Annotated in this window: 20 protein-coding genes; 10 read left to right on the forward strand and 10 right to left on the reverse strand. The window is 66.1% G+C overall.

Annotated features, from left to right (window positions below; translation table 11 throughout):
- Positions 1-32: 32 nt before the first annotated feature.
- Positions 33-1,655: a methyl-accepting chemotaxis protein gene (locus PKB_RS16890; protein ID WP_043253275.1), complete on the reverse strand. Its 1,623-nt coding sequence runs from the start codon at positions 1,653-1,655 to the stop codon at positions 33-35.
- A 147-nt stretch (positions 1,656-1,802) separates the two neighbouring features.
- Entirely contained in the window at positions 1,803-2,231 is a 429-nt protein-coding gene (locus PKB_RS16895) for a thiol-disulfide oxidoreductase DCC family protein (protein WP_043253276.1), read from the reverse strand.
- A 181-nt stretch (positions 2,232-2,412) separates the two neighbouring features.
- On the opposite strand from PKB_RS16895, the gene dusA reads away from it, so the two are divergent.
- Together dusA and tal are read left to right on the forward strand one after the other, a co-directional pair.
- Complete coding sequence (gene dusA / locus PKB_RS16900) at positions 2,413-3,423, forward strand: tRNA dihydrouridine(20/20a) synthase DusA (RefSeq protein ID WP_043253277.1); 1,011 nt, start codon at positions 2,413-2,415, stop codon at positions 3,421-3,423.
- A gap of 62 nt (positions 3,424-3,485) precedes the next feature.
- Positions 3,486-4,406: a transaldolase gene (tal, locus tag PKB_RS16905; RefSeq protein WP_043253278.1), complete on the forward strand. Its 921-nt coding sequence runs from the start codon at positions 3,486-3,488 to the stop codon at positions 4,404-4,406.
- Positions 4,407-4,478: 72 nt separating this feature from the next.
- Here tal and rssC read toward each other — a convergent pair whose 3' ends face one another.
- From rssC to PKB_RS16920, 3 genes are all read right to left on the reverse strand, one after another.
- On the reverse strand, positions 4,479-4,961 hold the full coding sequence (rssC, locus tag PKB_RS16910) for an anti-sigma factor antagonist RssC (RefSeq protein WP_043253279.1): 483 nt from the start codon (positions 4,959-4,961) through the stop codon (positions 4,479-4,481).
- Positions 4,958-6,142: a two-component system response regulator RssB gene (rssB, locus tag PKB_RS16915; protein WP_043253280.1), complete on the reverse strand. Its 1,185-nt coding sequence runs from the start codon at positions 6,140-6,142 to the stop codon at positions 4,958-4,960. The genes rssC and rssB overlap by 4 nt, the downstream gene beginning before the upstream one ends.
- A 178-nt stretch (positions 6,143-6,320) precedes the next feature.
- The gene (locus PKB_RS16920) at positions 6,321-7,025 is read right to left on the reverse strand and encodes an MlaA family lipoprotein (RefSeq protein ID WP_052355311.1); all 705 of its coding nucleotides are present in this window, start codon (positions 7,023-7,025) and stop codon (positions 6,321-6,323) included.
- Positions 7,026-7,127: 102 nt separating this feature from the next.
- On the opposite strand from PKB_RS16920, the gene PKB_RS16925 reads away from it, so the two are divergent.
- Positions 7,128-7,547 carry an acyl-CoA thioesterase gene (locus PKB_RS16925; protein ID WP_043253282.1) on the forward strand — a complete coding sequence of 140 codons (420 nt, stop codon included), beginning with the start codon at positions 7,128-7,130 and terminating at the stop codon, positions 7,545-7,547.
- On the opposite strand, the gene PKB_RS16930 is transcribed toward PKB_RS16925, so the two are convergent.
- A complete protein-coding gene (locus tag PKB_RS16930; RefSeq protein ID WP_043253283.1) occupies positions 7,548-8,267 on the reverse strand; it encodes a UTRA domain-containing protein in 720 nt (239 codons plus the stop codon). It abuts the gene before it with no gap.
- 122 nt (positions 8,268-8,389) lie between these two features.
- Between PKB_RS16930 and PKB_RS16935 the strand changes: the two genes are divergently transcribed.
- The 3 genes from PKB_RS16935 to PKB_RS16945 all read left to right on the forward strand — a co-directional run bounded on the left by PKB_RS16935 (position 8,390) and on the right by PKB_RS16945 (position 10,055).
- Positions 8,390-9,136: an HAD superfamily inactivated hydrolase PcrP gene (locus tag PKB_RS16935; protein WP_043253284.1), complete on the forward strand. Its 747-nt coding sequence runs from the start codon at positions 8,390-8,392 to the stop codon at positions 9,134-9,136.
- The gene (locus PKB_RS16940) at positions 9,133-9,714 is read left to right on the forward strand and encodes a phosphonate degradation HD-domain oxygenase (RefSeq protein ID WP_043253285.1); all 582 of its coding nucleotides are present in this window, start codon (positions 9,133-9,135) and stop codon (positions 9,712-9,714) included. Before PKB_RS16935 ends, PKB_RS16940 begins: the two co-directional genes overlap by 4 nt.
- A 77-nt stretch (positions 9,715-9,791) precedes the next feature.
- Positions 9,792-10,055, forward strand: a complete 264-nt coding sequence (locus tag PKB_RS16945; RefSeq protein WP_043253286.1) for a DUF4404 family protein — start codon at positions 9,792-9,794, stop codon at positions 10,053-10,055.
- A gap of 55 nt (positions 10,056-10,110) precedes the next feature.
- Here PKB_RS16945 and queF read toward each other — a convergent pair whose 3' ends face one another.
- Both queF and copI read right to left on the reverse strand, forming a co-directional pair.
- Complete coding sequence (gene queF, locus PKB_RS16950) at positions 10,111-10,941, reverse strand: NADPH-dependent 7-cyano-7-deazaguanine reductase QueF (protein ID WP_043253287.1); 831 nt, start codon at positions 10,939-10,941, stop codon at positions 10,111-10,113.
- A gap of 117 nt (positions 10,942-11,058) precedes the next feature.
- Positions 11,059-11,601 (reverse strand): copper-resistant cuproprotein CopI, encoded by a 543-nt coding sequence (copI, locus tag PKB_RS16955; RefSeq protein ID WP_043253288.1) that lies wholly within the window; start codon positions 11,599-11,601, stop codon positions 11,059-11,061.
- A gap of 152 nt (positions 11,602-11,753) precedes the next feature.
- On the opposite strand from copI, the gene PKB_RS16960 reads away from it, so the two are divergent.
- Both PKB_RS16960 and PKB_RS16965 read left to right on the forward strand, forming a co-directional pair.
- Positions 11,754-12,434: a heavy metal response regulator transcription factor gene (locus PKB_RS16960; RefSeq protein WP_043253289.1), complete on the forward strand. Its 681-nt coding sequence runs from the start codon at positions 11,754-11,756 to the stop codon at positions 12,432-12,434.
- Positions 12,431-13,786, forward strand: a complete 1,356-nt coding sequence (locus PKB_RS16965) for a heavy metal sensor histidine kinase (RefSeq protein WP_043253290.1) — start codon at positions 12,431-12,433, stop codon at positions 13,784-13,786. Before PKB_RS16960 ends, PKB_RS16965 begins: the two co-directional genes overlap by 4 nt.
- Before the next feature lie 18 nt (positions 13,787-13,804).
- Here PKB_RS16965 and PKB_RS16970 read toward each other — a convergent pair whose 3' ends face one another.
- Both PKB_RS16970 and ybaK read right to left on the reverse strand, forming a co-directional pair.
- Entirely contained in the window at positions 13,805-14,587 is a 783-nt protein-coding gene (locus PKB_RS16970; protein WP_043253291.1) for a PhzF family phenazine biosynthesis protein, read from the reverse strand.
- A gap of 94 nt (positions 14,588-14,681) precedes the next feature.
- Entirely contained in the window at positions 14,682-15,152 is a 471-nt protein-coding gene (ybaK, locus tag PKB_RS16975; protein WP_043253292.1) for a Cys-tRNA(Pro) deacylase, read from the reverse strand.
- 160 nt (positions 15,153-15,312) lie between these two features.
- Between ybaK and glpK the strand changes: the two genes are divergently transcribed.
- Positions 15,313-16,830 carry a glycerol kinase GlpK gene (glpK, locus tag PKB_RS16980; RefSeq protein ID WP_043257454.1) on the forward strand — a complete coding sequence of 506 codons (1,518 nt, stop codon included), beginning with the start codon at positions 15,313-15,315 and terminating at the stop codon, positions 16,828-16,830.
- Between the two features lie 178 nt (positions 16,831-17,008).
- Positions 17,009-17,764, forward strand: a complete 756-nt coding sequence (locus PKB_RS16985; RefSeq protein WP_043253293.1) for a DeoR/GlpR family transcriptional regulator — start codon at positions 17,009-17,011, stop codon at positions 17,762-17,764.
- Positions 17,765-17,879: the final 115 nt, after the last annotated feature.

Below are 17,879 nucleotides of genomic sequence, written 5' to 3' on the forward strand. Positions count from 1 at the left end.
TGGGAGGCGCGGCCTTGGTGCATCTGGCGGAATTAACGCCCGACGGCGGCTTCGCGGCGGACCGGGCTGCTCAGCGCCGGCGTATCGCTCAGCGGCATGCTCTCCGGCCGATAGCCCAGGCGCAGGCCGCCCCAATGGCGACCATTGACGAAGATCGGCACGGAAAGGTCATGCATCAGCTCGCCCGTGTCACGGCAGTAGGTCTGCAGCAGCAGCGCCTGCTGGTGGCTGCCGCAGCGGATGCCGGTGCGGTCGTCGAACAGGCGCTTGCTGCGGCTTTTCAGACGATCCACCTCGGGGTCGCCTATCGGCGCCTGGGCGAACGCGCGGTTGTGGGTCGGCACGTAGCCCTCAGCGGTACAGGCGATGGCGAACACCAGGCCCTCATGACGTTGCAGCAGGTCTTCCTGGATGCGCGGCAGCACCTCGTCGGTGTAGCGATCGAAGCGCGTGCCGTACTTCTGCGGGTCGGTGCCAGGCACCGGCTGATAGTTGCGGTCGAACAAATCGTCCAAGGAAATGCGGCCGTCATCGATATCCGCGGCGAAGCGCGCCCCAATTGCCGACGCGCCCTCGCGAGCCAGGTCATAGATGCGCTGGTGATAGTCGTCCAGACCGACTTCGGCCAGGCGCTCGCTGATCGCCTCGGCCTGCGCCTCCAGGTGCACAGCGGCATCCGCCAGGCGGTGGGTCTGCTCGTCGCTCACACGCAGGTCGCCGCGCATGCGCTCGACCGCGGCGAACAGGCTGTCCAGTTGGTGGCGGTTGATCTCGGCACCCTCGGCAATCTCGGTGATCTGCCGCTCGACCCCGGCGGCCAGCCCCGCGATACCTTCCAGCTGGAGCCCGGTGTGTTCGACCTGGGCGACACCTGCGTCGAGATCGCTGGCCAACTCGCGGATCTGCTCGGCCACTTCGGCGGTGCGCTGCTGGATTTCCTCGACCATCAGACCAACCTCGTCGGTGGCCTCGGCAGTACGCCCTGCCAGGCCGCGAACTTCCTCGGCAACCACCGCGAAGCCCCGGCCATGCTCGCCGGCGCGGGCCGCTTCGATGGCGGCATTGAGCGCCAGCAGGTTGGTCTGGTTGGCGATCGACTGAATCACATGCGCCACCCGCTGGATTTCCTCGCCGCGCTGGTTGAGCGCCTCGATCAGCTCGCGGCTCGCACGCGCGCGGCTGCTCAGCTGGTGCATGCGGGCGATGGCCTGCTGCAACTCGGCTCGCCCGGCATCGCTGCCGACACGAGCCTGAACGGCAGCGTCGGTCGCCTGCCGGGCAAGGTTCGAAGTGGCGCGCTCGGTATGGATCATCACCTCGGCGCTGCCAACGATCTGCTCGGCGGCGGCCAATTGCGACTCCAGCCGCTCGACCAGGCGCTGCACCGAATAGGACACGCCGGCGGCGGACAACGCGTTATGGCTGGTGCCATGCGATAGGTCGCGGGTCAGGGCAGCAAGCTCCTGCGTCGAAGGTGGCGCGCCCGGCACAGGGCGCCGATTACCGACAAACCACGGCAGCCAGAGCAAGGCAGCACCCAGCAACAGGCACAACGATAACGGCCAGCCGCCCAGCGCCAGGGCGATGAGCAGCAGCAGGAGTCCGGTGGTTTGCAGGGAAAGAACGAGGAAAAGACGAGAACGCGCGGGGTCCATGAGGGCACCTTTCCGACCGTCGACCAAACCCTGGAGCGGGATTGGCGCTGGCCCTGATTATTTTTGTCCTAATCATTAGGCGACGATTCGCCGGGCGCGGCTATCGTCCCTTAGTCGGAAGTGGCGGGCGTTTGCGGCCAGCTTCGATCAGCCCTGGTCGAGGAAGCGACCACGATGCTCCACCGCGGGCAGCAGGCACTGTTCGTAGCGGCCGAACAGCGCGTAGCGATTCTGCGCGATACGGTCGTAGCACCAATCGCGCAGCCAACGCGGCAACACGCGCAACCAACGCAGGTGGCGCCAGGGCCCTGGAAGCTGGGCGATCACGGCGAGGAAGGCGTCGCTCTTTTCGAAAGCACGGGCGCCCTCGACGTAGAGCATGGTGTCAAAGTGATCGATGGGCAGGTCGAACCAAGCAAGGATCGCCTGGCCCTGAGGCGACTGCACGCTGCACAGGCGAATTGCTCCAGCGCTGTCGCGGCGGATGAGGAACTGGCTCCAGCCATTGCACAGGCGACAGACACCGTCGAAAAGAACCACGCGGTCGTTGGCGCCGATGTGCGGGGGAAGCTCCATGCCATGGTCTCCTTGAATTATTGCCGGCAAGTCTAGCGCGACCGTCGGGGCTCCTGCGCTCGGGGAGGAGCGATTCCTGTTAGACTGGCGACCGTTTCGTTGCAGTCTGCCCGACAGGCTGCGCTCCGCTTTCCCCGCTCTCGCGCGCCAAGGCACTGAGCGGCCCAGAACAGACACCCGCATGACCACCTCGATCGCCCCCACGCCCGCCAGCACTCGCCCCGAACCCTCTCGCCGCTTCTCCGTGGCGCCGATGATGGATTGGACGGACCGCCACTGCCGCTATTTTCTGCGCCAGCTGTCGAGCCATGCCCTGCTCTACACCGAGATGGTCACCACCGGTGCGCTGCTGCATGGCGATGCCGCGCGCTTCCTGCGCCATGACGAATGCGAACACCCGCTGGCCCTGCAGCTTGGCGGCAGTTCGCCGGCGGATCTTGCGGCTGCAGCACGCCTGGCCCAGGAGGCCGGCTATGACGAGGTCAACCTGAACGTCGGCTGCCCCAGCGACCGCGTGCAGAACAACATGATCGGCGCCTGCCTGATGGCCCACCCGGCACTGGTGGCCGATTGCGTCAAGGCGATGCGCGATGCCGTGGAGATTCCAGTGACGGTCAAGCACCGCATCGGCATCAACGGCCGCGACAGCTACGCCGAGCTCTGCGATTTCGTCGGCCAGGTCCGCGAGGCCGGCTGCCGCAGCTTCACCGTGCATGCCCGCATCGCCATCCTCGAAGGCCTGTCGCCCAAGGAAAACCGCGAGATTCCGCCACTGCGCTACGACGTCGCTGCCCAGCTCAAGCAGGATTTCCCGGACCTGGAGATCATCCTCAACGGCGGCATCAAGACCCTGGAGGAGTGTCGCGAGCACCTGAAGACCTTCGACGGCGTCATGCTCGGCCGCGAGGCTTATCACAACCCCTATCTGCTGGCGCAGGTGGATGCCGAACTGTACGGCGCGCAGACGCCGGCCATCAGCCGCGCCGACGCCCTGCGGACCCTGCGCCCCTACATCGAACGGCACATCGCCGAAGGCGGCGCGATGCACCACGTCACCCGCCATGTGCTGGGCCTCGGCCAGGGTTTCCCGGGTGCGCGACGCTTCCGCCAGCTGCTTTCGGTGGACGTGCACAAGGCCGCCGATCCACTGCAGGTATTCGACCAGGCCGTCGAACTTCTCGCGGGGCGCTAAGTCCCGTTGAGCGCGGGATTGCGCTCGGGTAAGGTCGTGGCATCGCAAACGGAAGACCTGCCATGACCTCCAAGCTGGAACAACTGAAGCAGTACACCACCGTCGTTGCCGATACCGGTGATTTCGACGCCATTGCCCGCCTGAAGCCGGTGGATGCCACCACCAACCCCTCGCTGCTGCTGAAGGCGGCAGCCCTGCCCCGTTACGCCGAGCACCTCGCGCGCGCCACCGCGTCCAGTGGCGGCGATACCGGGCTGGCTTGCGACCGCTTTGCCGTGGCGGTAGGCAAGGACATCCTCGGAGTAATTCCGGGGCGTGTTTCCACCGAAGTCGATGCGCGCCTGTCATTCGATACCGCAGACACCCTGGCTCGCGCCCGCCGCCTGATCGAGCTCTATGCCGAACAGGGCGTGGCGAAGGACCGCGTGCTGATCAAGATCGCCGCCACCTGGGAAGGCATCCGCGCCGCCGAACAACTGGAGCGCGACGGCATCCAGACCAACCTGACCCTGCTGTTCTCCTTCGCCCAGGCCGCAGCCTGCGCCGACGCCGGCGTGTTCCTGATCTCGCCCTTCGTCGGCCGCATCTACGACTGGTACAAGAAGGCCAACAACCGCGATTACATCGGCGCCGAAGACCCGGGCGTACAGTCGGTTGCCCGCATCTATCGCTACTACAAGGCCAACGGCTACCGCACCGTAGTAATGGGCGCGAGCTTCCGCAACCTCGGGCAGATCGAGCAACTGGCCGGCTGCGATCGCCTGACCATCAGCCCCGAGCTGATCCAGCAACTGGCCGACACCCAGGGCGAGCTGCCGCGCAACCTGCAGCCGGGCGGTGGCGAGCCGCGCCAGGTGCTCGACGAAAGCGCCTTCCGCTGGCAGCACAACGAAGACGCCATGGCCACCGAGAAGCTGGCCGAAGGCATCCGCCTGTTCGCCCGCGACCAGGAGAAGCTCGAGGCCCTGCTCGGCAATCGCTGAACGGCACGCAGCCGAAAACGAACCGGCGCTTCAGGGCGCCGGTTTCCGTTTCATCGACGAGGATCGCAGCGATCAGTGGCGCTCGAGGGCGCTCACCAGGTCGTGGAAGGCTTCTCGGTTGGACTCGTTCAGCCCCATGAGGATGCGGTGGGCTTCCAGCACTTTGCTGCGCACCACTTCCTCCGACTGATCCTGCGGCGGCAGGTCGGTCAGGCATTCCGGGCACGGAATGGGACGGTCGACGATGTTGAACACCTGATCGAAACCCATCGACTGCAGCAGACGGGTCATGTCGGGATTGGTGGTCACCACGGTCGGCAACAGCCCCACCTTCTGCCGGGACAGGATCGACAACTTGGCCAGCAGGCCGAGGGTCGTGCTGTCGATGCTCTGGGCTTCGGTGAGATCGATGATGATCGCCGTGAAATTCAGCGCGGCGAAGATTTTTTCAATGGTGGCATCCAGCGCCGAACACAACGTCAGTCGGACTTCGCCCACGAACTTCAGGACGAAAGAGCCATCCTGCTCGGCGAACTGGATTTTACCGGTACTCATGCAAGGTTCCTGCTCAACACCAGCAAGGCGATATCATCCGGCATCTCGGACAACTTGGCCAGTCCGAAGACTTGGCGCAGGCCATCCAGAGTACCGCCGGCGGCGACGACCTGCTCGGGCAGAGTCGCCTCCTTTTCTTTCAATGTAGTCCCCGGCAGCACGTCCAGGATGCCGTCGGAGAACAGCGACAGGCTGAAGGACCGCGGCAGGTCCATCGTCCGATCTTCGTAGGTGGCCTCTTCGAACAGCCCGACCGGCAGGCCGCGGCCTTCCAAATAGCGCGCCTCGCCGTCCACGTAGATTACCGGGAGCGGCAGGTGACCACCGATGCTGTAAGTCAAACGATCGGTTTCCAGGTCGATCACCCCGCCGAGCATGGTCACGTGCTTGCCCAGCTTGGTGTTGATCAGCCCACGGTTGATGTGGCCGAGCACCTCGGACGGCTTGAAGTCGGGCAACGACCCGCCCCGCCGCGACTCGTAGAGCAGACGGGTGGTCATGAACTTCAACAGCACGGTGACGAAAGCCGAGGAAGCGCCATGACCGGAAACGTCGGCCAGGTAGAAGCCGATGCGCCGATCATCGACACGGAAGTAGTCGACGAAGTCACCGGACAGGTACAGCGACGGAATGATCTGGTGGGAGAACTGCAGACCTTCGGCTTCCCAGGGGGTGACCGGGAGCATGTTCATCTGCACCTGGCGACCGGCGTTCTGGTCTTCCTGCAGCAGGCTCAGGCTGGCCTGCAGCTCGCGGTTGGTCGCTTCCAGCTTCTCGCGGTAGCGGCGGTTCTCCGAACGAAGGTGCGCGCGATCGAGGGCGCGGCGGACCGAGTGCTCCAGCACTGCGAGGTCTTCCAGCGGTTTGATCAGGTAGTCGGCGGCGCCCAGTCGCAGCGCTTCGACCACATCGCTCATCACGCCAGCACCGGACAGGACAATCACCGGGATTTCCACGGCCATGTCGCCGACCCGACGGATCAGCTCGAGGCCGTCCATCTGCGGCATGCGCAGATCGCATACAACCAGATCGGGCAGCTCATGCTGGAAAATCTGCAGCCCTTGCTGGCCGTTGGTGGCCTGCAGGACCTTGAATCCACTGTCTTCCAGGTAGGCAGCGAGGCTCTCGCGGACAACCTCGTCGTCATCGATGATCAGCAGCGTGGCACTGGGTTTGTGCATGGGTCATCCAGGCAAACGGCGCCGGAATTGTTGTGAATGGCGCGCATGGAACGGAATTCGGCGCGGGTCGGGGTCGACAAGGCGCAGACACTACTCCCATCCGTCCTAGGGTTCAAGACAGAGCCCGCCGGGGCGCGCACGGCGCACCCCGGGCCGGAAGAGGAAGGGAGCATGGCCGTCAGAAGTCGTCTTCTACCTGGCCGTCCTTGACCTTGAACTCGCGGTTCTGCAGGTAGGCGTTGCGAATGAAGTTGTACTTGTCACCGCTGATCAGCTTCTCGGACTTGAGCAGGTCGGCGCGGGTGTCGACCACATCGCCCCCACGGATGCTGTTACGCACTGGCACGTTGTCGATGTACGGGTACATGCCGGTATAGGCGTCCGGAATCTTCGACGGCGCGTCACGCAGGGTGCTCGGGCCGAGCAGCGGCAGCATCACGTACGGGCCGCTACCCACCCCCCAGTGGCCAAGGGTCTGACCGAAGTCCTCATCGTTGCGCTGCAGGCCCATCGGGGTAGCCACGTCGATGAAGCCGGCCAGGCCGAAGGTGGTGTTGAACAGCAGGCGGCTGGTGTCGATGCCGGCGTGGCGAGCCTTGCCTTGCAGCAGGTCGTTCACCAGGTTGCGCACATCGCCGATGTTGCTGAAGAAGTTATGGATGCCGGTCTGCATGAAGTCCGGCGTTACCTTCTGGTAACCCTGCGCCAGCGGTTTCAGGGCATAGGTGTCGAGGGTGTCGTTGAACACGAAGATCGGACGGTTGACGCTTTCCCAGGGGTCCTCGTCGCTCGCCGCTTGGGCCAGGAAAGGAACCAGAGCCAGGCCGGCGCCGGCCAGCAGGCGTGCGCAGCACTTCATCCAATTGACGCCTAGTGGGCGCATCGACATATCTCCTTAGCAAGATCTGAAGAGCCGGCGAGACGGCTCCGAATCGCCGCGCAGTATATAGTTCCGCGCCGCTTTTGCAGACACCGGAATATTTCGATGCACGAACAACCCCTCCTTCACTCGGCCCTGGTCCCGGTTCGCTGGGGCGACATGGACAGCTACGGCCACGTCAACAACACCGTCTACCTGCAATACGTGGAAGAGGTCCGCTGCAGCTGGTTCGCCAGCGTCGGCATCGATATCAATCACGATAGCCAAGGGCCAGTGGTTCTGCAGAACCTGCACACCTACCTGCGCCCTGTCGTCTATCCAGCCACCGTACGGGTGGAGTTGCGCGTGTTGCAGATTGGAAACAGCAGCCTGACCCTCGGGCATCGCCTGAACACCCAGGAGGCGCCCGACACCCTCTTCGGCGAAGGCCACTGCAAGCTGGTCTGGGTCGATCACGCGGACAATCGCTCGATCCCGTTGCCCGAATCCCTTCGCGCACACCTGCAGCGCTACCTGCCAAGCTGATCAGTCCGGGTATTGCACCTGCATGACGATTTCCAGGGCGTCCGGGCGCCAGAACTCCTGGTCCAGCTCGACCGCTCGCACGCCGTCGGCGTAGCTCAGCCGCTCCAGGAACAAGCCGGGAGAGCCAGGCGCCAACTGCAGCGAGTCGGCCTCGATAGCGCCCAGTGCACAAGGATGCATGGCCAAGTCGCAGCGCCGCGGACGCAGGTCGAAGCGCTCCTGCAGCAGCCGGGTCAGCGAAGTGTCCAGGTCTTCTTCGAGCAAGGCCGGCGAACACCAGGCCGCGTCCAGCAGGATGTGCTCCAGCAGTACCGGGCGCTCGTCGACCCAGCGTCGCCGCTCGATGCGCAGCAACGCGGCGCCCTCCTCCAGCCCCATGCGCAGGGCGATCGCGGCATCGGCCCGGGCGTGTTCGCGGCGCAGGGTTTCGGTCCGCGGCACACGCCCCTGGGCGGCGACATAGTCCATGAAGCCGACCGTGCGCGTCGGGTTGTAGCGCACCCGTGGAGGCGAGACGAACCAGCCGCGGCGATTTTCGCGGTACACCACGCCCTCGGTTTCCAATTGCTGCAGGGCTTCACGCAGGGTCACCCGTGTGCAGCAGAAGCGTTCGGCCAACTCGCGCTCGCCAGGCAGGCGCGCAGCCAGCCGTTGCTGGGCAATGTCCAGTGCCAGTTGATCGCGGATGCGCAGGTAATGCAGGGGTTGTTCGGCCGACATGGAAGCTCTCGGTGCATCTGACCGGCCAATTATAAAGGAGACATCACAGCACCCGGCGCCCTTCACCGGACCGTCACATTGCCCCGCTAATCTGGCCTAGACCATTGTCCAGACCACCTGCCATGCCCGCATCCGCTGTCGAACTGCCCCCCTTCACCGCCCTGCTCTTCGGCCTCTGCGGCGACCTCGTCGACTTCGGCGCGCAAACCCTGCCGCTGGCCTTGCAGCGCCTGTTCCCGCATGCCGCGCCGGAACGCATTGCCGAAGCCACTGCGCACCCACCACGGCAGGCGCTGACGTATCTGCTCGGCCGCGAGCCCAATGCCGATGAATGCGCCAACTTCTTCAGCGAGCTGCGCGACAGCGCCGACGAACAGGCCGAAGCGGTTCCCGAGGCCCTGGAGGCGCTGCACCGCCTCGGCCACAGCGATATTCCCTGTGTCTGGCTCGACGAACTGCCGCCGGCCGCACGCGAACGCCTGGCCAAGCCGCTGAACGGCACCATCGTCGGCTCCTCAGGCGGCGAAGCCCGCCCATGGCCCGCGCCGGACGCCTGCTGGCAGGCGCTGATCACGCTGGGCAGCCCGCAGCTGGACGGTTGCGTACTCGTCAGCAGCCAGCCGCGCCTGCTGCAATCGGGGCTCAATGCCGGTCTCTGGACCATCGGCCTGGCCGCACGCGGTCCGCACTGCGGCCTCTCGGCGCAGGACTGGGACGCGCTGGAACACGGCGCGCGCGAACAGCGCCGGGCGCAAGCCACCCTGGAGCTGTACCGCCTGGGCGTGCATTCGGTGATCGACCATCTGGGCGAGCTGGAACCCTGCCTGCGGGACATCGCCTGTCGCCGCGCGAAAGGAGAAAAACCATGAAACACATTCGCCACGCCTTTCTCGACGAGCTCGCCGAGCGCTTCGCCAGCTTCGGTGCCGAGCCCTACGGAGAGTCGGTGAGCCAGGCCGAACACGCGCTGCAATGCGCGACCCTGGCCGAGCGCGCGGGCTGCGCCGACAGCCTGGTGATCGCCGCGCTGCTGCACGACATTGGCCACCTCTACGAGAACCCCGGCGAGATCGAGAGCCGCGACCTGCGCCACGAGGAAGTCGGCGCCCATCTGCTGCGCCGGATGCTGCCCGAATCGGTCTGGCAACCGGTGCTGCTGCATGTCGCCGCCAAGCGCTACCTCTGCGCGGTCGACCCGGCCTATCACGCCGGCCTTTCGCCCGCCTCGCGGCACAGCCTGGCGTTGCAGGGCGGGCCTTTCGACGAACGCGCCGCCATGGCCTTCCTCAAGGCGCCCTACGCCGAAGACGCCATCACCCTGCGGCGCCTCGACGACCTCGGCAAGGACCCGGCCATGCGCACGCCGGAACTGAGCCACTTCTTCCCTGCGCTGGAACGTCTGCTGCGGGTTGATCCGCATCAGGCACGGCTGCGCCCGGCGAGTTAAGCTGTGTGGCATGGTGATGGACTTTCGCCGGCGCGGCGCGGTCCATCCTGGGTAGCCCACTGCTGAAGGAAACCGCCATGCCGACACGTCAACTGCGTGAAGAACTGCAGAAGCTGCGCGAGCAGCTGGAGCATGAGCCGCCGCTGAGCGAAGAGCAGCGCGGCGAGTTGGAGACGCTGATCCGGGACATCGAATTGCAGCTGGCCAATGAGGACGCGCTCTCCGACGAGAGCCTGATGGATGGCATCAACCTGGCGGTGGAACGCTTCGAAGTCAGTCACCCGACCCTGGCCGCCACGCTCCGTTCCGTGGTGCAGAGCCTGGCGAACATGGGCATCTGAGCCCCGCGCAGAAACAAAAAACCCGGCCTTGGCCGGGTTTTTTCGTCTTTGCCAGTTACTGGCGCACCAGGCGGCGGTTATCCGCAACCACGGCTTCGCTGCTGCGATAGGGGTTGATGTCCAGCCCGCCGCGGCGCACGTAGCGCGCGTAGACGGTGAGGCGGCTCGGCTGCAGCAGGCGCTGCAGATCGAGATAGATGCGCTCGACGCACTGCTCGTGGAAGTCCTGGTGCTGGCGGAAGGACACCACGTAGGCCAGCAGGCTGGCAGGGTCCAGCGCCGGGCCACTGTAGTCGACCACCAGGGTGCCCCAGTCCGGCTGGCCGGTAACCGGGCAGTTGGATTTCAGCAGGTGGCTGTAGAGCACCTCGTCGACCCGCTGTGCATCGTTGCAACGCAGCAGTTCCGGGCGCGGGTGATCGTAGCTCTCCACGGTCACGTCCAGCTCGTCGACGCAACGCCCCGGCAGGCGGGCGACGCCCTCCTCGGCCACTTCGTCAAGGCTGCGCAGACGCACCGCCACCGGCGCACCGGCAGCTGCCGAGAGATCGCGGACCAGCACCGCCTTCACGGCTTCACGGCTGTCGAACGGGCTCTGGTTCAGCGAGTTCAGGTAAAGCTTGAACGACTTCGATTCGATGATGTTCGGCGAGGCCGCAGGAATGGCGAACTCACCGATGGCGACCACCGGCTTGCCACCCGGGGTCAGCCAGGACAGCTCGTAGCAGTTCCAGATGTCCACGCCCTGGTACGGCAGGTTGCTGCCATCCAGGCCCAGCTCGGCCCACTTGGTGGCGCGACTGATGGGGAACAGCAGCTCCGGCGAATAAGTGGAGACGTATTCGCTGGACTTGCCAAGCGGCGAATGTTCGGCGGGATGCTGCATGACGGAAACCTGCGGAGTCGGATCGGCGCCCGCCCCGGAGTGGCGGGCGCGGCAAGTGTATACAAATGCTCCGGCGCTTTCAGCAGGCAGAGGACGAGACGCCCTCGCGGTGCGGCCTCAGGAGTCCACGTTCAGCTTGCCGACCATACCCGCCTGATAGTGGCCAGGAATGTTGCAGGCGAACTCGAGGCCGGTCGCCTTGCTGAAGGTCCAGGTCAGCTCGGCGCTCTTGCCCGGTTCGATCAGCACGCTGTTGGGGTCGTCATGCTTCATGTTCATTTGCGAATGGTCCATGCCGGCCATCTGGCCCATCTGACTCATGTCGTGCTGCATGCCGGTGGGGCTGAGCATGCCCATCTCCTGCATGTGCTGCATTTCCTTCTGGTGCTCGGCATGCATAGCCGCGCTGCCTAGGTTGAACTCATGCAGCAGCTTGCCGTTGTTGTGAATGACGAAGCGCACTGTCTCGCCAGCCTTGACCTGTACGGACTTGGGCTCGAAGTACATGTCGCCGAGCGTGATCTCGACGGTGCGCGTGGCCTGTTCGGCCTTGGCCGGCTTGCCGAAGTCGTAGCCGCGGCCGGCATCGGCCAGCGCCGGTACGGCCAGGCTCGCAGCCAGGCTAAGCAGTGCAGCTCGGAACAGGGAATTCAAGGACATCGGGTGAACCTCGTTGGATTGATCTGTCGCCATCCTGCCCAGTGCCAGCTGCCCGCTGGCTGTCGGGAGGATTACAGTTCTGTCAGCTTGGCGGTGCCGACGGCCTGCCTGGATACAATGTGCCCATACAGCAGCCGCCAGGAGCACTCGCGTTGAAACTCTTGATCGTCGAAGACGAACCTCGCATCGGCCAGTACCTGCGCCAGGGCCTGAGCGAAGCCGGCTATGCCGTCGACCTCAGCACCGATGGCGCCGAGGGCGAGCATCTGGCGCTTTCCGGCGGCTATGACCTGCTGATCCTCGACGTCATGCTCCCCGGCCGCGACGGCTGGCAGATCCTCGCCAGCGTGCGCCAGGCCGGCCAGGGTGTGCCGGTGCTGTTCCTCACCGCCCGCGACGCCGTGGAAGACCGCGTGCGCGGCCTGGAACAAGGCGCCGACGACTACCTGGTCAAGCCCTTCGCCTTCGTCGAACTGCTCGCCCGCGTGCGCACCCTGCTGCGCCGGGGCGGCCAACCGGTGCAGGACACAACGCTGCAGTTGGCCGATCTCGAACTGGACCTGCTGCGCCGCCGCGTACAACGCGCCGGCAAGCGCATCGAGCTGACCGCCAAGGAGTTCGCCCTGCTCGAACTGCTGTTGCGCCGCCACGGCGAAGTGCTGCCCAAGTCGCTGATCGCCTCGCAGGTGTGGGACATGAACTTCGACAGTGACACCAACGTCATCGAGGTGGCGATCCGCCGCCTGCGCGCCAAGGTCGACGACGACTTCCCGCAGCGCCTGATCCACACCGTGCGCGGCATGGGCTACGTGCTCGAAGAGCGGCCGGCATGAGCCTGGGTTCGCGCCTTTCCCTAGGGGTCCGCCTCAGCCTGCTGTTCGCTGCCGCCACCGCGGCCATCTCGCTGCTCGCCGGCGCCCTCTTCAGCCGCGCCAGCGAGGCGCACTTCATCGAACTCGACCGCGAAACCATGGGCAGCCGCCTGCCAGCCTTCCGCGAACTGCTCGCCGACGTCCGCTCGCCTGCCGACCTGGCCACGCACCGGGCCGGCCTCGAGCTCGAACTGACCCGCCACCCGGACCTGGGCATCCGCCTGAGCGGCGCCGACGGCCAACGCTGGCTCGACGAGCCGCCACGCATGAGCGGTGCCGGGGGCGACATGCCGGGGATGGACGACGAGCTCGCCTACCGCGAAATGAATGCCCCGCTGGACCCAGCCGATCCCGACGGGCGCCAGCTCACCCTGGTGCTGGACATCACCCATCACCAGCATTTCCTCCAGCACATGCAGCAACTGATCTGGCTGACCATGAGCCTCTCCGCCCTGGCCACCGCCCTGCTCGGCGCCTGGGCCACCCGCGCCAGCCTGCGTCCGCTGCGACGCATGGGCGAGGTGGCGGCGCAAGTCTCGGCGCAGTCGCTGACCACTCGCCTCGACGCCGCGCGCCTGCCGAAAGAGCTCAGCGGCCTGGCCGACGATTTGAACGCCATGCTCGCTCGCCTGGAAGAAGCCTTCCAGCGCCTGTCGGCCTTCTCCGCGGACATCGCCCATGAACTGCGCACGCCGCTCACCGCCCTGCTGACGCAAACCCAGGTGGTGCTCTCGCGCTCACGCGACGCGGACGAATATCGCGAGGCGTTGCACGGCAACCTGGAGGAGCTGCAGCGGCTGACGGCGATGGTCAACGACATGCTCTTGCTGGCCAAGGCCGATCACGGCCTGCTGGCGCCGCGCCGCGAAAGCCTGGCGCTGGAAGGCGAGGTAGATGCGCTGCTGGAGTTCTACGCGCCGCTGGCCGAAGAAAATGGCATCGAATTGCAGCGCCAGGGCGAGGCACTGCTGCTAGCCGATCGCGGCATGCTGCGCCGTGTGCTAGCCAATCTGCTGGACAACGCCTTGCGCTTCACCGCCGCCGGAGGCGCCATTCGCGTACGCCTGCAACCCGGCCGGATCAGCGTAGAGAACCAGGGCCCGGCGATTCCCGCCGAACAACTGCCGCTGCTGTTCGACCGCTTCCATCACCGCGATCCGGCAGACCGCGACGGACATGGCGTACACGCCGGGCTTGGCCTGGCGATCTGTCGCTCCATCGTGCAAGCCCATGGCGGTAGCATCCGCGCCGAATGCGCGGATGGCTGGACGCGCTTCGTGATCGAATTTCCGCAGGATTCGACGGGCGCCTGAGCAGGCGCCCGTTTCGACTCAGACGAACAGGCGTCCGGCAGCGATCAGCCGCGCGTGGCCGGCGATGCTCACGCGGTCGCCCTGCAGGCGGCACCAGAGTTCGCCGCCGCGCGCCGAGCACTGGTAGGCGCGCAACTGCAACTTGTTCAAGCGCTGCGACCAGTAGGGAATCAGGCCGCAATGCGCGGCGCCGGTGACCGGGTCTTCCTCGATGCCAATGGCCGGGGCGAAGAAGCGCGAGACGAAGTCATAGTCGTCGCCGCGCGCGGTGACTATCACTCCCAGGTACGGCAAGCGCGCCAGGGCGGCGAAATCCGGCTTGCATTGGCGCACCGCCAGTTCGGACTCCAGCAGCACTACCAGGTGACTGTTGTTGCCCAGCACGTCCACCAGCGGCACACCCAGGGCCTGCTCCAGCTCGACGGTGCTGCCGACCTCGCTCGGCGGCTGCGCCGGGAAGTCCAGGGCCAGGTGCGGGTCCTCGCGGAAGACCCGTAGCGGGCCGGATTGCGAGGCGAACTCCAGGCGCTCGCCCGGTTCGCCGTAAATCTCGAAGAGCACGTGGGCCGCAGCGAGCGTGGCATGACCGCAGAGCGGCACTTCCACCGTCGGCGTGAACCAGCGGATGCGCCAGCCGTCCAGCTCATTCACGACGAAGGCGGTTTCCGCCAGGTTGTGCTCGGCGGCGATCTTCTGCATCAACTCGTCGGCGAGCCAGGCGTCGAGGCGATAGACGATAGCCGGGTTGCCGCTGAAAGGTCGGTTGGTGAAGGCATCCACCTGGTGGAAGTCGAGCTGCATGGCGTTCTCCTTGAATTCGCCGGCAGAGGATGCCGGTTCGCGTGCGACGTATCGCCGTACAGTATGTGGCTTTCGCAGCGTAACAGTGGACCGTTCAGCCGCGACCGATGGCGGCGAAACTGCCCGCTGTGAGGCTGGCCAGGGTCTCGGCGCTGAGTTCCACTTCCAGCCCACGGCGTCCGGCGCTGACGTGGATGGTCGGATAGCTGCGTGCGGACTCGTCGATGAAGGTGCGCAGGCGTTTCTTCTGCCCCAACGGGCTGATGCCGCCGACCAGGTAGCCGGTGGCGCGCTGTGCGGCGTTGGGGTCGGCCATGTCGGCTTTCTTCGCGCCGGCGGCGTGCGCCAGGGCCTTCAGGTCGAGGGTGCCGGCCACCGGCACCACGGCCACCAGCAGCTCGCCCTTTTCGGTGGCGGCGAGCAGCGTCTTGAATACGCGGGCCGGCTCCAGGCCGAGTTTCTCCGCAGCCTCCAGGCCATAGGACGGCGCCTTCGGATCGTGTTCGTAGCTCAGGACGCGGTGTTCGGCGCGGGCTTTCTTCAGCAGGTCGATAGCGGGAGTCATGGCGTTCCGTCGGTCATGCGGGGCGATGGCCAAGCATAGCAAGCGGCGACGGCCGAATCCGCCACCCGCACCTGCGCCATCGGCCCTTCACCCGGCCCGCGGAATCGCCTATGGTCGCCACTGTCCCGGGCTCTGCCGGATGCAGCACAAGGCCAACGTCATGACCGACAGCCAGAACAAGAAATACATAGTCGCCCTCGACCAGGGCACCACCAGCTCCCGCGCCATCATCTTCGACCACGACGCCAACATCGCCAGCATGGCCCAGCGCGAATTCGCGCAGATCTATCCGCAGGCCGGCTGGGTCGAGCACGACCCCATGGAAATCTGGGCGACCCAGAGCTCGACCCTGGTCGAGGCCCTGGCCCAGGCCGGCATCGGCTTCGGCGAAGTCGCCGCCATCGGCATCACCAACCAGCGCGAAACCACGGTCGTGTGGGACAAGGCCACGGGCCGGCCGATCCACAACGCCATCGTCTGGCAATGCCGGCGCAGCGCGGCGATCTGCGAGCAACTGCGCCGCGACGGCCTGGAGGACTACATCCGCGACACCACCGGACTGGTGCTCGACCCCTACTTCTCCGGCACCAAGCTGAAGTGGATCCTCGACAACGTCGACGGCGCCCGCGAGCGCGCCCGCAACGGCGAGCTGCTGTTCGGCACCGTCGACACCTGGCTGCTGTGGAAACTCACCGAAGGCGAGGTGCATGTCACCGACTACACCAATGCCTCGCGCACCCTGCTGTTCGACATCCACAAGCGCGACTGGGACGACAAGCTGCTCGCCGCGCTGGACATCCCGCGGGCCATGTTGCCGCAGGTGAAGACCTCCTCCGAGGTCTACGGCCAGGCGCGCGTCGGCGGCCTCGGCGTGCACCGCACCCCCATCGCCGGGATCGCCGGCGACCAGCAGGCCGCTCTGTTCGGCCAGCTCTGCGTGGGGCCGGGCCAGGCAAAGAACACCTATGGCACCGGTTGCTTCCTCCTCATGCACACCGGCGAGAAGGCGGTGAAATCCACCCACGGCCTGCTCACCACCATCGCCTGCGGGCCGCGTGGCGAGCCGCAATACGCGCTGGAAGGCGCGGTGTTCAACGGTGGGTCCACCGTGCAGTGGCTGCGCGACGAGCTGAAGGTGATCGACGACGCCCACGACTCCGAGTACTTCGCGACCAAGGTCAAGGACAGCAACGGCGTCTACCTGGTCCCGGCCTTCACCGGCCTCGGCGCGCCCTACTGGGACCCGTACGCGCGCGGCGCGCTCTTCGGCCTGACCCGCGGGGTCGGCGCCGCCCACGTGATCCGCGCCACCCTGGAATCCATCGCCTACCAAACCCGCGACGTGCTCGACGCCATGCAGCAGGACGCCGGCGAAGCCCTGCGCGCGCTGCGCGTGGATGGCGGCGCGGTGGCCAACAACTTCCTCATGCAGTTCCAGGCGGACATCCTCGGCACGCCGGTGGAGCGCCCGCAGATGCGCGAAAGCACCGCTCTCGGCGCGGCCCTGCTGGCGGGCCTGGCTACCGGCTTCTGGAAATCGCTGGATGAGCTGAAGAGCAAGGCGGTGATCGAACGGGTGTTCCAGCCGCAACTCGACGAAGCCGCCCGCGCGAAGCTCTACGCCGGCTGGAAGAAGGCCGTGGAGCGCACGCGCGGCTGGGCGGCGGAAGACCTGTAGGAGCGGATCTCATCCGCGAAATCCCACACCCCCGTAGGAGCGCGCCATGCGCGCGATTCGCGGCCATGGGCCGCTCCTACAGGGGGACACCGTGCCGCGGGGTTCGACCCCTCCGAAATGACAGCCGCAGCGCGCTGCGGCATCCTTGGGCCTTCGGCCCGGACGCATGAGAGCGCAGATGAACCTGCCACCCCGACAGCAAAGCATCCTCGACCTGGTTCGCGAACGCGGCTACCTGAGCATCGAGGAACTGGCCCAGCAGTTCGCCGTCACCCCGCAGACCATCCGCCGCGACATCAACCAGCTCGCCGAGCAAAGCCTGCTGCGCCGCTACCACGGCGGCGCCGCCTGGGACTCGAGCATCGAGAACACCGCCTACAACACCCGTGCCGACCAGATGCGCGACGAGAAGCAGCGCATCGCCGAAGCGGTGGTCGCGCACATCCCCGACAACGCCTCGCTGTTCATCAACATCGGCACCACCACCGAAGCCATCGCCCGCGCCCTGCTCGGCCACCGCAACCTGAAGATCATCACCAACAACCTGCACGTGGCGGCGACCCTGAGCGCCAAGCCGGACTTCGAAGTGCTGGTCGCCGGCGGCACCGTGCGCAGCGACGGCGGCGTGGTAGGCCAGGCAGCGGTGGATTTCATCCAGCAATTCCGAGTCGACTTCGCCGTGGTCGGCATCAGCGGAATCGACGAAGACGGCAGCCTGCTCGACTTCGACTACCAGGAAGTGCGCGTCTCCCGCGCCATCATCGAGAACGCCCGCCAGGTGCTGCTCGCCGCCGACTCCAGCAAGTTCGGGCGTAACGCCCTGGTGCGCCTGGGGCCGATCGACCTGGTCGACCGCCTCATCACCGACCACGCGCCTCCGGCTGCAGTCGCGCGCCTGCTCGCCCAGCACAAGGTCCAGCTGGAACTCGCCTGACCCCGAAAGTTCATTTTCGAAAACGCGACATTTTCCACGATTTCTCAGCCGCTCCTGCTGGTCACAATTCGTTCACTCGCCTACTATATTTTCGAATTCGAACGCATTCATGTTC

Source organism: Pseudomonas knackmussii B13, assembly GCF_000689415.1.
In the GTDB taxonomy this organism is placed as follows: Bacteria; Pseudomonadota; Gammaproteobacteria; order Pseudomonadales; family Pseudomonadaceae; genus Pseudomonas; species Pseudomonas knackmussii.

What these genes read in the sequence shown, in the direction of transcription:
- PKB_RS16890 (WP_043253275.1), bottom strand. Translation starts at nt 1,655, where the DNA reads ATGGACCCCGCGCGTTCTCGTCTTTTCCTCGTTCTTTCCCTGCAAACC.
- PKB_RS16895 (WP_043253276.1), bottom strand. Translation starts at nt 2,231, where the DNA reads ATGGAGCTTCCCCCGCACATCGGCGCCAACGACCGCGTGGTTCTTTTC.
- dusA (WP_043253277.1), top strand. Translation starts at nt 2,413, where the DNA reads ATGACCACCTCGATCGCCCCCACGCCCGCCAGCACTCGCCCCGAACCC.
- tal (WP_043253278.1), top strand. Translation starts at nt 3,486, where the DNA reads ATGACCTCCAAGCTGGAACAACTGAAGCAGTACACCACCGTCGTTGCC.
- rssC (WP_043253279.1), bottom strand. Translation starts at nt 4,961, where the DNA reads ATGAGTACCGGTAAAATCCAGTTCGCCGAGCAGGATGGCTCTTTCGTC.
- rssB (WP_043253280.1), bottom strand. Translation starts at nt 6,142, where the DNA reads ATGCACAAACCCAGTGCCACGCTGCTGATCATCGATGACGACGAGGTT.
- PKB_RS16920 (WP_052355311.1), bottom strand. Translation starts at nt 7,025, where the DNA reads ATGCGCCCACTAGGCGTCAATTGGATGAAGTGCTGCGCACGCCTGCTG.
- PKB_RS16925 (WP_043253282.1), top strand. Translation starts at nt 7,128, where the DNA reads ATGCACGAACAACCCCTCCTTCACTCGGCCCTGGTCCCGGTTCGCTGG.
- PKB_RS16930 (WP_043253283.1), bottom strand. Translation starts at nt 8,267, where the DNA reads ATGTCGGCCGAACAACCCCTGCATTACCTGCGCATCCGCGATCAACTG.
- PKB_RS16935 (WP_043253284.1), top strand. Translation starts at nt 8,390, where the DNA reads ATGCCCGCATCCGCTGTCGAACTGCCCCCCTTCACCGCCCTGCTCTTC.
- PKB_RS16940 (WP_043253285.1), top strand. Translation starts at nt 9,133, where the DNA reads ATGAAACACATTCGCCACGCCTTTCTCGACGAGCTCGCCGAGCGCTTC.
- PKB_RS16945 (WP_043253286.1), top strand. Translation starts at nt 9,792, where the DNA reads ATGCCGACACGTCAACTGCGTGAAGAACTGCAGAAGCTGCGCGAGCAG.
- queF (WP_043253287.1), bottom strand. Translation starts at nt 10,941, where the DNA reads ATGCAGCATCCCGCCGAACATTCGCCGCTTGGCAAGTCCAGCGAATAC.
- copI (WP_043253288.1), bottom strand. Translation starts at nt 11,601, where the DNA reads ATGTCCTTGAATTCCCTGTTCCGAGCTGCACTGCTTAGCCTGGCTGCG.
- PKB_RS16965 (WP_043253290.1), top strand. Translation starts at nt 12,431, where the DNA reads ATGAGCCTGGGTTCGCGCCTTTCCCTAGGGGTCCGCCTCAGCCTGCTG.
- PKB_RS16970 (WP_043253291.1), bottom strand. Translation starts at nt 14,587, where the DNA reads ATGCAGCTCGACTTCCACCAGGTGGATGCCTTCACCAACCGACCTTTC.
- ybaK (WP_043253292.1), bottom strand. Translation starts at nt 15,152, where the DNA reads ATGACTCCCGCTATCGACCTGCTGAAGAAAGCCCGCGCCGAACACCGC.
- glpK (WP_043257454.1), top strand. Translation starts at nt 15,313, where the DNA reads ATGACCGACAGCCAGAACAAGAAATACATAGTCGCCCTCGACCAGGGC.
- PKB_RS16985 (WP_043253293.1), top strand. Translation starts at nt 17,009, where the DNA reads ATGAACCTGCCACCCCGACAGCAAAGCATCCTCGACCTGGTTCGCGAA.